The sequence below is a fragment of the Streptomyces sp. B21-083 genome (assembly GCF_036898825.1).
Lineage (GTDB): Bacteria > Actinomycetota > Actinomycetes > Streptomycetales > Streptomycetaceae > Streptomyces.
Genome location: NZ_JARUND010000002.1, coordinates 4,255,356 through 4,269,398 on the forward strand (window position 1 = coordinate 4,255,356; position 14,043 = coordinate 4,269,398).

General features: G+C 69.6%; 11 protein-coding genes and 1 pseudogene. 9 read left to right on the forward strand and 3 right to left on the reverse strand.

Annotated elements, in window-relative coordinates:
• Window positions 1-18: 18 nt before the first annotated feature.
• Together QA861_RS43115 and QA861_RS43120 are read left to right on the forward strand one after the other, a co-directional pair.
• Entirely contained in the window at window positions 19-858 is an 840-nt protein-coding gene (locus QA861_RS43115) for a carbohydrate ABC transporter permease (protein ID WP_334595033.1), read from the forward strand.
• Window positions 859-887: 29 nt separating this feature from the next.
• A pseudogene (locus tag QA861_RS43120) lies at window positions 888-2,245 on the forward strand (GH1 family beta-glucosidase).
• Between the two features lie 775 nt (window positions 2,246-3,020).
• On the opposite strand, the gene QA861_RS43125 reads toward QA861_RS43120, so the two are convergent.
• Both QA861_RS43125 and QA861_RS43130 read right to left on the reverse strand, forming a co-directional pair.
• Complete coding sequence (locus QA861_RS43125; protein WP_334594407.1) at window positions 3,021-3,332, reverse strand: putative quinol monooxygenase; 312 nt, start codon at window positions 3,330-3,332, stop codon at window positions 3,021-3,023.
• Window positions 3,329-3,784 (reverse strand): VOC family protein, encoded by a 456-nt coding sequence (locus QA861_RS43130; protein WP_334594408.1) that lies wholly within the window; start codon window positions 3,782-3,784, stop codon window positions 3,329-3,331. The genes QA861_RS43125 and QA861_RS43130 overlap by 4 nt, the downstream gene beginning before the upstream one ends.
• 73 nt (window positions 3,785-3,857) lie before the next feature.
• Here QA861_RS43130 and QA861_RS43135 point away from each other — a divergent pair, with 73 nt between their 5' ends.
• Together QA861_RS43135 and QA861_RS43140 are read left to right on the forward strand one after the other, a co-directional pair.
• A complete protein-coding gene (locus QA861_RS43135) occupies window positions 3,858-4,823 on the forward strand; it encodes a helix-turn-helix transcriptional regulator (protein WP_334594409.1) in 966 nt (321 codons plus the stop codon).
• A 205-nt stretch (window positions 4,824-5,028) separates the two neighbouring features.
• Window positions 5,029-7,680, forward strand: a complete 2,652-nt coding sequence (locus QA861_RS43140; RefSeq protein WP_334594411.1) for a WD40/YVTN/BNR-like repeat-containing protein — start codon at window positions 5,029-5,031, stop codon at window positions 7,678-7,680.
• Between the two features lie 84 nt (window positions 7,681-7,764).
• Here the strand turns inward: QA861_RS43140 and QA861_RS43145 are convergent, their stop codons facing one another.
• A complete protein-coding gene (locus tag QA861_RS43145) occupies window positions 7,765-8,976 on the reverse strand; it encodes an AI-2E family transporter (protein ID WP_334594412.1) in 1,212 nt (403 codons plus the stop codon).
• 140 nt (window positions 8,977-9,116) lie between these two features.
• Between QA861_RS43145 and QA861_RS43150 the strand changes: the two genes are divergently transcribed.
• The 5 genes from QA861_RS43150 to QA861_RS43170 all read left to right on the forward strand — a co-directional run bounded on the left by QA861_RS43150 (window position 9,117) and on the right by QA861_RS43170 (window position 13,872).
• Window positions 9,117-10,313, forward strand: coding sequence for an acyltransferase family protein (locus tag QA861_RS43150; protein ID WP_334594413.1), 1,197 nt, complete (start codon window positions 9,117-9,119; stop codon window positions 10,311-10,313).
• A 32-nt stretch (window positions 10,314-10,345) separates the two neighbouring features.
• Window positions 10,346-10,840 (forward strand): NUDIX domain-containing protein, encoded by a 495-nt coding sequence (locus tag QA861_RS43155; RefSeq protein WP_334594414.1) that lies wholly within the window; start codon window positions 10,346-10,348, stop codon window positions 10,838-10,840.
• A 69-nt stretch (window positions 10,841-10,909) separates the two neighbouring features.
• A complete protein-coding gene (locus QA861_RS43160) occupies window positions 10,910-11,701 on the forward strand; it encodes a hypothetical protein (protein WP_334595034.1) in 792 nt (263 codons plus the stop codon).
• A 286-nt stretch (window positions 11,702-11,987) separates the two neighbouring features.
• Window positions 11,988-12,944, forward strand: a complete 957-nt coding sequence (locus QA861_RS43165) for a hypothetical protein (protein ID WP_334594415.1) — start codon at window positions 11,988-11,990, stop codon at window positions 12,942-12,944.
• 358 nt (window positions 12,945-13,302) lie between these two features.
• Window positions 13,303-13,872 carry a DUF4232 domain-containing protein gene (locus tag QA861_RS43170; protein ID WP_334594417.1) on the forward strand — a complete coding sequence of 190 codons (570 nt, stop codon included), beginning with the start codon at window positions 13,303-13,305 and terminating at the stop codon, window positions 13,870-13,872.
• Window positions 13,873-14,043: the final 171 nt, after the last annotated feature.

Consider the following 14,043-nt stretch of genomic DNA (forward strand, 5'->3'; position numbering starts at 1 on the left):
CAGGCGCACCGCTCGCCGATGGCTCCGCCCCGGTCCTACTTCTGGTCACGGCGGATCTTCCTGACCCTGCTCGCCAGTTTCGTCCTGGTACCGGTCTACGTGATGGTCTCCAGCTCGCTGAAGCCCCTGGCCGACGTCTCGGGAGAGTTCCGCTGGCTGCCGAGCAGCGTGACCATCCGCCCGTACATCGACATCTGGTCGACGATCCCGCTCGCTCGCTACTTCATGAACTCGCTGATCGTGGCGGGCGCGGCGACGGTCTGCTCGGTGGTGATCGCGGTGTTCGCGGCGTATGCGGTGAGCCGCTACGAGTTCCGGGGCAAGCGCGTCTTCACGGTCACCGTGCTGTCCACGCAGATGTTCCCCGGCATCCTCTTCCTGCTCCCGCTGTTCCTCATCTACGTCAACATCGGCAACGCCACCGGCATCGCCCTGTTCGGCTCCCGCGGCGGACTGATCCTTACGTATCTGACCTTCTCGCTGCCGTTCTCGATCTGGATGCTCATCGGCTACTTCGACTCGGTGCCGCGCGAGCTGGACGAAGCCGCGCTGGTGGACGGCTGCGGCCCGCTCGGCGCGCTGTTCAGGGTCGTCGTCCCGGCCGCGATCCCCGGCATCATCGCGGTCGCCGTCTACGCCTTCATGACCGCCTGGGGCGAAGTGCTGTTCGCGTCCGTGATGACCAACGACAGTACGCGCACACTCGCCGTGGGCCTCCAGGGCTACTCCACGCTCAACAACGTCTACTGGAACCAGATCATGGCCGCGTCGCTGGTGGTCAGCGTGCCCGTGGTCGCCGGGTTCCTGCTCCTGCAGCGCTATCTCGTCGCCGGGCTCACCGCAGGCGCCGTCAAGTGACCAACTCGCCTGCCCCCGAAGGGAACTTCGTGACCATCGACCTTGCCGCACTCCCCGAGGACTTCCTGTGGGGCACGGCCACGTCGGCCTACCAGATCGAGGGGGCCGTGGCAGAGGACGGCCGCTCCCCCTCCATCTGGGACACGTTCTCGCACACCCCCGGCAAGACCGACAACGGCGACCACGGGGACACCGCCTGCGACCACTACCACCGCTGGCGCGACGACATCGCGCTGATGCGTGACCTCGGCACCAACGCCTACCGACTGTCGATCGCCTGGCCGCGCGTGGTGCCCGGCGGCGACGGCCCGGTCAACGCCAAGGGGCTCGACCACTACGACGCGTTGATCGACGGCCTGCTGGAAGCGGGCATCACCCCGTCCGTCACCCTCTACCACTGGGACCTGCCTCAGGTGCTCCAGGACCGGGGCGGCTGGCCGGTCCGCGACACGGCCCACCACTTCGCCTCGTACGCCGCGGTCGTCGCCGAGCGTCTCGGCGACCGTGTCCACCACTGGACCACCCTCAACGAGCCCCTCTGCTCGGCCTGGATCGGCCACCTGGAGGGCAAGATGGCCCCCGGGCTGACCGACCTCACCGCCGCCGTCCGCGCCTCCTACCACCTCCTCCTCGGTCACGGCCTCGCCACGCAGGCGATCCGCGCGGCGGCGCCGGACGCCCAGGTCGGCATCGTCAACAACCTCTCCACGATCCACGCCGCCACCGACCGCCCCGAGGACGTCGCCGCCGCCCGCCGCATGGACGGCCACACCAACCGCTGGTGGCTCGACCCGGTCCACGGCCGCGGCTTCCCGGAAGACATGCGCGAGGTGTACGGAGTCGAACTCCCGGAACACCCAGGCGACTCGGCCACCATCGCGCAGCCCCTGGACTGGCTGGGCCTCAACTACTACATGCCGTTCACCGTCGCCGACGACCGCACCGGGCCGGCCCCACGGGCCCGCACGGTCCCCCGACTCGGCGTGCCCCGCACCGGCATGGACTGGGAGATCGACGCCTCCGGCATCGAGACACTCCTGCTCCGCCTCACGCGCGAGTACGGCGCCCGCAAGCTGTACGTCACGGAGAACGGCTCCGCCTACCCCGACGTCGTACGCCCCGACGGCACGTCGACGATCCAGAGCGCACCGAGTACCTGGAGCAGCACCTCGCGGCCTGCACCTCAGCAGCCCGCCAGGGTGCCCCGCTCGCCGGCTACTTCGCCTGGTCGCTGCTGGACAACTTCGAGTGGGCGTACGGCTACGACAAGCGCTTCGGGCTGGTGCACGTCGACTACCCGACCCAGAAGCGCACAGTGAAGGGCAGCGGTCACCGGTACGCGGACATCATCCGGGCGCATGCGGAAAGAGGGCGCAGGGCTGCATAGCAGAAGCCCCGGGTCACAAGCCCTTTTCACGGGTGACCCTGGCGACGGGCCCCTCCCAGGGCCAGCTCGTCGGCCGAAGAGGGAGTCCTCTGGCGAGTGGGCCCGAGGGCACATCCAGGGCACATGAACCTGGGAAACGGCGTTGAACAGTGAGAACTGCGGAGAGGGATATTGCTGAAGTCCTGCCACGCGTGCAGCGATTGGAAGCGGGAGGGCGCTGACCCGGGGGTTCTCGGTGAAAGGTGTGCTGACCTGCGTCGGCTGCATGAGGCGGGGCATCAGCCTTATTGCCATGTCTGGCCGTGAGGTGAGGTTCTGACGGTAGGCAGTAGGCGGTAGCGGGCGGGGTTCTCGGACCCCGCCCTTTGCGTGTCCCCCGGGGGCTGTCGGGCGGCCGGGGCATGTTGAGGGCACGTGGGTTGGGCGGGAGGCACTGATCTGCCCTGAACTTCCCGCGTACCGCCGGCTTCCTCCGCCTCGGCCTTCCTGCGGGCAACACATCGGCCGCCTGGTCGGTCTGAGCCCGGCCGCGATCGCCGCTGCCGCGACCGGTTCCACCGAGGAGCTGTCGACGGACGAGGCGGCGGTCCGCCGCTGCACGGACCGCCTGCTCGCCCGGCACACCCTGAGCGACGCCGAACGCGCGGACGTACTGGAGTTCCTCAACGTGGGCCGGCTCGCCGACCTCGTCATCACGGTCGGCTTCCACCAACTCGTCCGCAACTCCTGAACAGCTTCCGCGTGACCACCGAGGGCGAGACCAGCCCGTACTGAGCTATGCGGGCAACCCCACTCCCCCCAGGACCGTGAGGTCCGTGCGGTGCGGTGGGGACGACAGCAGTGCCAGGACGTCCGTGGGGGCCGGGCCGTCGGCGGTCGGTGGGGCGGTGAGGGCCGCCTGAGCGCTGTCGTCGTCCTGCCAGACCTCGGTGATGTGCACCGTGTCCGGATCGGCCGCGTCCTGGCTGATCAGATAGATCTCGCAGCCGGGGAATCCGCGCAGGTTCCGCGCCACCCTCAGCAGGACGGCCGCGAGTTCGCCGCCTCGGCCCGGGTGCGCCGTCATCGTCATCAGTCTGCCGATCATGCTCGGGCCAGGGTCGTGATGCAGAAGGGGTGGCCGGCGGGGTCCAACAGGACCCGCCACCGGTCGGGTTGCGTCTGTACGGCGGGTTCGACGGCCCCCAGGGCCAGCAGCCGGGCCTGGGCTTCGTCCAGGTCGTCGACGCCCAGTTCGAGGTGGGCCTGCTTCTCCTGCGACGAGTCCGGCCAGGTCGGACGCCGGTAGTCGGCCAGGCGGTTGAACCCCAGTCCGGCCGAGCCCTCCTGGCCGAGCATGACGAAGTCGTCGGAGGAGTAGGTGACGGGCAGACCGAGGGCGTCGCCGTAGAAACGGGCCAGTTCGGCGGGGTCGAGGCAGTCGAAGGTGACTGCCGCGTAGCGGATCGCGGGTGTACTTGCGGGTGTGCTCGCGGGTGTAGTTGTGGGCTCGCTCGCGCTTGTCGGATTTGTCAGGTCTGTCTGGCTTTCGGTGCTCATGGGGAAGACTCTATGACGGGACCAGGACAGATTCGGTCCTGGTCGTGCGACATCTTGCGGGACACTTCCGAGCGTGATCAGCACCTCCGCCCGCCTGCTGCGCCTGGTCTCACTGCTGTGCGCGCGGCCGTCGTGGACCTGCGGTGAGCTGGCCGGTCAGTTGGCGGTCACCGAGCGCACGGTACGGCGGGACATCGCGAGGCTCCGGGAACTCGGCTACGGCGTCGAGTCCGACCCCGGGCCGTGGGGCGGCTATCGTCTCCGTGCCGGAAGCCAGGTGCCGCCGTTGATCCTCGACGACGAGGAGGCGCTCGCGGTGGCGGTCGGGCTGCGCGAGGCCGCGCTCAGCGGTGTTCTCGGCGGTGACCAGGCCGCGCTGTCCGCCCTGTTGAAGCTCCGTCAGGTTCTGCCACGCCGGATCGCGGACCGGCTGGGCGAGATGGACGCCGCCCTCGTCCACACCCCGAGGCCCGACGAGCCGCAGATCGCGCCCGGCATGCTGCTGGAGCTGGCCGCCGCGTGCCGTGGGGGCGAGCGCAGCCGCATGTCGTACCGCGACCGGGAAGGAAAGGCCACGGTCCGGGACGTCGACCCGTACCGCCTGGTGCACACGGGGCGCCGTTGGTACTTCGTCGCCCGGGACGTGACGCGCGACGAGTGGCGTACCTTCCGGGCCGACAGGGTGGGCCGGATACAGCCGACCGGATGCCCGGTGGAACTCCTCGACCCACCCGACCCGGCACTGCTCGTCTCCCGCTCCATCGCGGCGGGCGCCTACCCGCTCTACGTGCGGATCCGCCTCCCTCTGCCCATGGAGCAGGCGCTTCGGATGATCCCCCCGACGGTCGGCAGCCACCACCGGGAAGGCCCCGGCGCGACGATCGTCGACATCGGCGGCCCCGACGCGGACGGCCTCGCCAGATACCTCCTCACCCTGGCCACACCACTGCGGGTCCTGTCACCGGACGAGGTACGGGAAGCGCTGCTGCGCCGTACCCGGGACCTGCTGGACAACAACGTGGACGGTCGGCCCGGGTAGCCGCGTCGCACCGAGTTGGCGCGCTGGGGGGTCGCGGCGAGCGACCGGACCTTCGCCATGCCATGCACCGGCTGTGACCTGTACACGAAGTGGCAGGTTCTGGTCAAAGGATGTCCAAATGCGGGCTGTCTCTTCCTCTTTCCGTGATCGGGTCCCAGCGACGGCTGTTACGGCCGTTCCCCACGCCCGTTTCTGGGAGGACCCGGTGTCAGCACCAACCCGTAGAAGACGATGGCTCACGATCTGCGCCGTCACCGCCTCCGCCGCCCTCGTCGCGATGCCCGCGGGCGCCGCGCCCGGCGGGGGCAACAGCCCTTTCGGGCCCCGCGTTCTCGACCAACTCGCCGCGCAGCGCGAGCAGTCGGTCGGCGCGCTCACCCCCAGCCTCAAGGGCGACGGCGGTGACGGTGACGACGGCAACGAGGCCGACGAGATCGCCGAAGGTGCGGACCAGTTCTCCGAGGCCCGCACCTCACCCGGTGTCGTCGCACCGGGCGCGTACGGCGCCGCATGGCAGAGCCTGAACAACCTGCCGAACACCAAGGGTAGTTGGCGGAGCGTCACAAACCTTCCCTACAACTCCGACGATTCGCGCTACCGGGACGCCGACTCCAACTCCAGTGGCGGCTCCGGCAATGTGACGGGCCGGATGGCCGCGATGGCCGCCGACGACGACGGGTACGTGTACGCCGGCAGCGCGGGCGGCGGGGTGTGGCGGTCCAGGTCCGGCGGAGGCCACTGGCAGGCCATCAGCGACCGGCTGCCCGCACAGTCCACCGGCGCGCTCGCCCTCGACGGGGCCGGGCACCTGTGGCTGGGCACCGGCGAGGCGACGACCAACGCGGACGCCTACCTCGGCAGCGGCGTCTACGTCCTGGCGGACCCGCACCACGGCACGTTCTCCTCCCGCGCCCGGGTCGGCGGCGACGAGCTGGAGTCCACCACCGTCCACCAACTGCGCTTCGGCGGCAACAAGGTGTGGGCGGCGACCAGCAAGGGCGTGTGGAGCCACTCCACAAAGACGCTGAAGGGCTCCTGGAAACTGGAGTTCGCCCCCAACCCCGAGTTCCTGCCCGGCGGTTCGGAGGCAGCCGACCCCGACGCCCCGTACAAGAACATCGCCAACGACATCGCGATCGACCCGAAGAACCCCGACAAGGTGGTCCTCGCGATCGGTTGGCGCAGCGGTGACGACTACAACGGGTTCTACACCAAGGGCGCGCACGGCTCCTGGACCCGGATCACCAGCGGTCTGGGCGATCTCCCGGCCGACCCGGACGGCGTCGGCAACGTCACCTTCGCCCGCTCCGCCGACGGCTCCCGCTACTACGCCATCGACCAGTCACCGGAGCAGCTGAACACCAACCCGGACAGCGGCCTGGAGGGCTTCTACGTCTCCAAGTCCGGTTCTCCGACGGGACCTTGGACGAAGATCGCGGACTACCAGGGTCTGGCCGCGTCCGGTTCGGCGCTGACGTCCAGCGGCTACATGCCCGGCGTCCAGGCCTGGTACAACCAGTTCCTGGCCGTCGACCCGAGCGACCCGCAGCACGTGTACGCGGGACTCGAGGAGGTCTACGAGTCCAAGGACGGCGGCGGCACCTGGTCGACCGTGGGCCCGTACTGGAACTTCGGCTTCTCCTGCTGGAGCATCGACCCGGCCAAGCAGAGCGGCGACTGCCCCCAGACGACCCACTCCGACCAGCACGGCGTCGCGATCGGCCGCTACCACGGCAAGAGCTTCGTGTACGTCGGCAACGACGGCGGCGTCTACAAGCGCCCGCTGAACGGCCGGCAGGACACCTCCGGACACGCCACCGACTGGACCTCCCTCAACGACGGAACCATCGACACCCTGCAGTACTACTCGGTCGGCATCGGCAAGGACCTCGACCACGGGGGCGTCTCCGTCACCGGCGGCCTCCAGGACAACGGCCAGTCCGTCCTGCGCAGCAACGACCGGGTGATGGGCTCCAACTTCGGCGGCGACGGCGGCGACACCCTCACCGACCCGGCCAACGGCTGCGACATCGCTGAGGAGTACGTCTACCTGTCCATCCAGGTGACCCAGAACTGCGCGGTCAACGACGGTAGTTGGATGGACGACGCCAGCAAGGCCACGTCGTACAACGTCGCCCCGGCCGACAACGCCACCAGCGAGGCCCGCTTCATCGCCCCGCTCGCCGCCGACGCGAAGAGCCCCTCGACGTGGATCGCGGGCGGCCGTCACGTGTGGGTGCAGACCCACGGGTACGCCATCCGCAGCGGCGCCGAGTGGACCAGCGTGTACGACCTCGGTGCCGGCCACACCGCGACGGCTGTCGCTGCGTCCGGCGGCAAGGTCTACGCGGCCTGGTGCGGCCCCTGCAACAACCAGGGCTTCGCGCGCGGTATCTCCGTCGGCAACGCGGACGGCACCGGCTGGCACGACATCACGCTTCCCGTCGACGGGACCGTGCCCAACCGCTACCTCAGCGGCTTCGCCATCGACCCGAAGAACGCCGACCACGTGTTCCTCACGGTCAACGGCTTCTCCCGGCAGTGGACCGAGGGGCCGGGCGCGGGCGTCGGCCATGTCTTCGAGTCCAAGGACGGCGGCACCACCTGGAAGGACATCTCCAAGAACTTCCCGGACGTGCCCGCCGACTCCGCCGTCGTCACATCGAACGGCGGCCTGGCCGTCGGCACCGACCTCGGCGTCGTCTACCGCGCACCGGGCCGGACGACATGGCAGCGCGTCGGTGACCTCCCGGCCGTCGCCGTGCTCCAGCTGAAGCTCGGCCCTGACGGCAGCACCCTGTACGCGGCCACGCACGGCCGGGGTATCTACTCGATCAAGGTACGCAACCTCGGCTGAACCCGCTGACGGGGGTTACGGGGTTCACGAGGGAGGGGTGGTCCGGCTGATCGCCGGGCCACCCCTCTTTGACGAGCCGTCCCGTCAGCGCGTCGCCTCGGCGCTCCGGTCCGTCCCTTCCTCGTACCGCCCCCGAAGTTCCGAGAGCACGCCGAACGCGGCCGCCGTCAACGGTACGGAGAGCAGCATGCCGAGGATGCCGGCGAGGGAGGCGCCGGCGGTGAGGGCGACCAGGATCACCGCCGGGTGCATCTGGAGCGTACGGCTCTGGATCATCGGCTGGAACACGTTGCCCTCCAGCAGCTGGACGAGGGCGACCACGCCGAGGACCCACAGCGCGGTGGTGAGCCCGCCGTCCGCGAACGAGACCAGGACCGCCACCGCGCCCGAGAGGAACGCGCCCAGGTAGGGGATGTACGCCCCGATGAACACCAGCCCCCCGAGGCCGACGGCGCCCGGCACCTGGAGGATCAGCAGACCGACGGTGATGCACACGGCGTCGATGAACGCGACGATCGTCGTCCCCAGCATGAAGCCCTCGATGGCCTGGAAGGCGCGGCGAGCCATGACCTCCAGGGTCGCGCCGGAGCCGCGGGGCGCCAGCGAGTGCAGCGAGGCGACGGCCCGGTCGGAGTCGCGGAGGAAGAAGAAGAGGAGCAGGATCGCGAGCGTCGCGGTGGCGATCATCTCGGTGAGCAGACTGACGCCGCTCAGCACACCGGATACGGCGGTGCCACCGAACTTGGAGAACAGGTCCTTGGCGTTGGTGGCGAGTTCGTCCAGGGAGTTGCCGACCACGTCGAAGCGCTCGCTGAGATCCTTCGCCGCGTGCTGCACGGACATGATGATCTGGTCACCGGTGTCGATCAGGGCGTTCATCACGATGTACGCGGCCCCGCCCATGACCAGGATCACAGCGGCGCAGGTCAGCCCGGCGGCGAGGGACTTGTTGAACTTCATCCTGACCAGCCGCCGGTAGAACGGGCCGAGCAGGGCCGAGAGAAGCAACGCGAGCAGCACCGGCGTGACGACGGTCTGGAACGTGATGCAGAACCACACACCGACCGTGACCACGCCACTGAGCAGCAGCAACAGCGCGCTCACGGCGGCGATACGCCGGGCGGGGCCCGAGAGAAGGGGCGCGGCGCTGCGGTTGTCGGCACCGTCCGGCGGGTTCAGGGGGACACCGGTGGTGCGTACGGTCGTACGCGTCCGATGTATCCGCGTGCCGCGTCGCCCCGGCTGTCTGTTGCGGCTGGCGCCGACTCTGCGAGGGGCTCCCGTACGGCTGTTCATCCTGTTTCGTCTCCGCTCACACGCATGACCGCTGTCCACTTCCGCTGTCCGCTGTCCGCTGTCCGGGGCGTCAGAGTAGACCGGCGCGAGACCCGCAGGGTTGAGTGTGACTCCGCCGATGCTGGGCAGACGCGGTCGTTATGAGCACCCCCACCAACCGGAGCCCGGTAGACGCGGCAGTCGAGGTCGCGGAGGAGAGCCCGCGGAGCGTGGTCGCGCCGACGACGGACGCGCTCCACAGATCCGGTCGCGGGCGGGGTTTTCCGTCGGCCCTGCGCGGTGGTGGGCGGGTGGCAGGGCTGGACGGACTGCGTACGGTCGCGGTCGTGCTGGTGATCGTCTACCACGTGAAGCCGGATCTGGTACCCGGCGGCTCGGTCGGTGTGGACGTCTTCTTCACGCTCAGCGGCTTCGTCATCACCCGGCTGCTGATCGCCGAGTACGCCCGCACCGGCGGCATCGGCCTGCGGTCGTTCTACAAGCGCCGGTGGCTGCGGCTGGGACCGGCCATGCTGACGATGTGCGCGGTCACCGCGCTTCTCTCCCTGGCGTTTCCGCTGCCGCTGTTCGACGGGGCGTGGACGGCGGCGGTGCTGGCAGCCGTGTCGGTCGTCAACCTCGTACGGGCGGGTGAGTCCGGCCCGTACTCGGACCTCACCTCGCCCCTCAGCCACACCTGGTCCCTGGGGGTGGAGGAGCAGTTCTACCTGGCCTGGCCGCTCCTGCTCCTCCTGCTTCTACGGCGCACCACCGCCCGGAAGGTACTGGCCTGGGTCGCGGCCCTGTGCGTCGTGCCGCTGCTCTGGCGCCTCGCCCTCTGGGACCCCTCGGCGGCGCACCGCATCTACAACGGCCCCGACACCCGAGCCGACCAACTCCTGATCGGCGCCCTGCTGGCCGTCGTCCTGGCCCGCCTACGAGCCGACGACCCTCGTCTGGCACTGCTCCGCCGTTGGTCGGGCCGTCTGTGCTGGCCCGCGCTCGCGCTGCTGGGCCTGGTCGCCTGGCAGATCCCGATCGCCGAGGCGAGCGGATGGAACCCCGTCTGGTACACGGTCGGCTTCCTGTTCGCCGCGGTCCTGACGGCCACGGTGGTGGCGACCCTGGACCTGCTCCCCCGGTCATGGCCCTCCCGTCTCCTCTCGATCGGCGCCCTGGCCTGGGTCGGCCGCAACCTCAGCTACGGGATGTACCTGTGGCACTACCCCGCCATCCGCCTCCTCTCCGACCTGGGCGTGCCGGACGACCAGTTGCTGCCGATGGGCATGGTGGCGACGGTCGCGGCGGCCCTCGCGTCGTACGCGCTCGTGGAACGGCCGTTGGCACGACGGAAGTGATGTCAGTGGGTCGCCCTAGACTCCGCCGCACCATGACCGACCACAGCAGAACCCTGAAGCCCGCCCTCGGTTCCATGACCGTGCTGGTAGCCGCCGTCATCGTCCACGACAAGGCCGCCGACCGTGTCGTCCTTCTCCAGCGTGGCCCACGGGCCAAGTTCGGCCAGGGCATGTGGGACCTGCCCCTCGGGAAGAGCGAACCGGGCGAGCCCATCACCGCCACGGCGGTACGAGAGCTGTACGAGGAGACCGGCCTCGTCGTGCGGCCGGAGGCCCTGGAGGTCGCCCACGTCGTCCACGGCTCCCAGGGAGTCGCAGCCCCCAACGGTTTCCTCACCGTCGTCTTCGCGACCCACGACTGGACCGGCGAGCCCGAGAACCGCGAACCCGACAAGCACGCCCAGGTCCGCTGGTTCGACGTCGCCGCACTCCCGCAGGCCCCGGGCGAGTTCGTGCGCTCGAGCGCGGGCGCCCTGCGTCGCTATCTCGACGGCGGCCCGCTTATTTCGCTGGCGGGCTGGGGGTAGGCAGAGACTAGGATCGCAATCTTCGGCTGGCGGAAGCCACCTGGAGTCCCTGAGGCTGTGCCGACAACGATGAACCCGGCAACGACGAACGTCGACAACACCCCCCTTCCTGCCCCCGCCCAACTCCGGCTCGACCGCGCCCTGGACAGCCTGGCTGTCACCTTTCGCGGTTCGACCGCCCACGCCGACGAGGTCCAGTGCGACTGTCACTGGGGCGAACCGGAAGAGCTCGCACTGCTGAAGGTCCCGGACGTGGAACTCGACCCGGATCTCCTCTACCGCACCTGGCATGCCTGCGACTGGGCCGACCACGGCGCGGTACTGCGTCGCGTCCTGCCCCAGTTCGCCAGAGCGCTCGCAGGCGGCCTCGTGGAGCCGCACCGCATACACGAGGTGGGACGTTCGTTCGCCAAGGGCAAGTGGCACCGGTGGCCCGTCCACCAGAGTGCGGTGGTGTGGGAGTTCCTGCACGCCTGGTGGGCGCTCAACCTCACCGACCCGGATCCCGTCGCCCCCGTGTACGAGCTCCTCGAACTGTGCGCCGAGGCCTCCGGCACGGTCGGCCCGTGGCTCACCGTCTGGGAGGCGCTCGATCACCCGGTGGCCGACCGGCACTTGGCGGAAGCGGCCACCCGGTGGGAGTGCGACCTACTGCGAGACGAGCTTCCCTGGAGGATGTGGGAGGACGACAACGCCGACGAGATGCGCACCGAACTCGCGGCCTGGCTGGTCCGCCACGCCCCCGCACGGCTGCGTTCCCAGGACGCGGCGACCGTGGAACTCCTGCACCGGGTACGGCTGATAGGCCTCACCGGCCCCGCTCGCTGGGAGGACCCGCACTGGCCCGACCACCACTACTGAGGTCGCGCCGGGTACTTGTGCGCCGGGACGCGGTTGGCCACGACCCAACCCCCTTAAAGAACCGGGGTAAAGAACCTGGGTAAAGAACCAACCGCCTCCCTCCTCCCGCCCGTTGTCCCCTGCGGGCCCCGGCGAAACCTGGAATGTTCACTCTCAGGAGTGACTCAGTTGCGGTGAGTGGGTGCGGAGAGTTACGTTCCCGGAAACAACCCCACAAAACGACGGCCCTCGCAAGGACTGCAATCCTGTACGAGGGCCTGACCGATCAGGAAGAGATCGCTTCCCTATGGCTGAAACTCAGTCTAACGCGCGCTCACGCGCCACCTCCGGTGCAACGAACGCAACGAACGCCCCGAACACACCCACCTACGGTGTGATCCACGTACGCACCCGCCTCACCGGCGCCTTCACCGTGATCTCCAACGCCCTCGCCCAGCGACGCGGCAGCGCGGTCACCATCGGCGTCGCGGCGTACATCCTCTCCGTGCCCGACGGCGCCCGCATCAGCATCGCCGCCCTCTGCGCCCACTTCGACGAGGGCGAGATCCTGATCTCGCGTGCGCTACGGGAGTTGGAGGCGGCGGGCTACCTGGAACGGCGCCGAGTGCGTGGAGCCGACGGCCAGGTCCGCACCCAGACGTTCTTCTACGACGTACCAGGCGCCGCCTCCGACCGGCCGACCTCTCGTCCACCACAGCCCGCCCGGCCAAGGAAGCCGGATCCGGGCCCGGTTGAGGACACCACGCCAGCAGCAGCGCCCCCTACGGAAACTGCCGCACCGGGGCCCCCGGTGACACCGGAGGCAGCAACGCCCCTCCCACCCCCGCCTGTTGCCGCCGCACCCCCTCCCCCGCTCGGCCTCGCCGAAGCCGACCCCCAGGCCGTCGTCATCCTCGCCTCGCTCCGTATCGTCGACCGCAGGTTGATCCTGTCCCGCAGCGAGGTCGCCGAGTTGGCCCCGGCGGTCGCCGAATGGCTCGGGCAAGGTCTCCGGCCCGAGGAGATCACCGGGGCCCTGACCACCGACCTCCCCGACCACTTCCGGGCCCGCCCGGCCCGCGTACTGGCGTTCCGCCTGCGCGAAGCGCCCCTCCCGACGCCCACGAGGGCCCCGACTCCCGGCACACCCCAGCCCCTCGTCCTCCCCTGGCAGACCTGCGACGGCTGCGAACGGGCGTTCCGGACAGCGGGCCACTCCCGCTGCCGCGACTGCAGGGGGGCCTCCGTGGGGGCGGCGGCTTGACGGCTCGGGGAACCGGTTCGGGATCGGCAGGAGGATGTCCCGTGCCACTGGATCTTGACCGTTTGCCATCGGACTTTGACGGACGCGAGTTTGTGCCATCGGAGTTTGATCACCGCAGGTCAGCGACTCAGCGTGCCGAAGGTGCACGCCGGGGGCGTGGTAAAACCCGTGGCGTGCTGGAGGTGCTTCTGTCTGCTCTGACGGCCATCTGCACGGGTGCGGCCTGTCGTCACCGTTCCGTCACGAGTAGTCGCCGCACGGAACCCTGCCACTCTCCCGCCCTGTCTGCACTCACGTACCGCGGGGCGATAACCGACGACCGAAACCCGCGGACGAGACGACTCAGGGGGACAACACCATGCGTCACAGCAACGGCATTCACAGGGCGGCTCTGGCGACGACGGCGGTCACGGCCGTCGCGGCGGCGGTGACCGGCATCCTGCCCGGCACCGCCATGGCGGCGAGCACCACCACCTCCACCCCGCCGCCCGCCTGCTCGGCCTCCGCTCTCCAGGTCAGCGCCTGGCAGGCCGCCCACCCGCCCGTCGGGACCGGGACCGGGGCAGCGGTCGTGGAGTTCACCAACGTCTCCCGGGGGACGTGCGTCCTGAAGGGTCATCCGACGGTCGCGGGCGCCGGCAACGGCTCCCCTTCCCACAACACCCCGCTCAAGGTCACCGCCACCGGCAGGGCAGCCACCGTGACGGTCCGGCCGCACGGCAAGGCGTGGGTGAAGCTGACCTTCGTCCAGGTCCAGGGGGAGGGCGACGGCTACTGCGTGTCAGGCAAGACACCGTCGACGTATCCGACGATGGTCATCGGGCTGCCGCACTCCGGGAAGCACCAGGTCGCCCTGAACGACGGGGTGTGGGCCGAGTGCGACAACAAGGTGACCGCCACCCCGGTTTCGGCGGTCAAGCCCTCCTGACCCCCGTCCCCACAAATTGCGCAGCCTGCATGACGATCGCAAGGCCCTGACCTGCACGTTTGCGAGGAATTGTACATAAGTGCGGGTCAGTGACTCAGCGTACCTTCGGTGCGCTGAGTCACTGACCCGCGGTGATCAAACTCCGATGGCACAAACTCGCGTCCGCCAAAG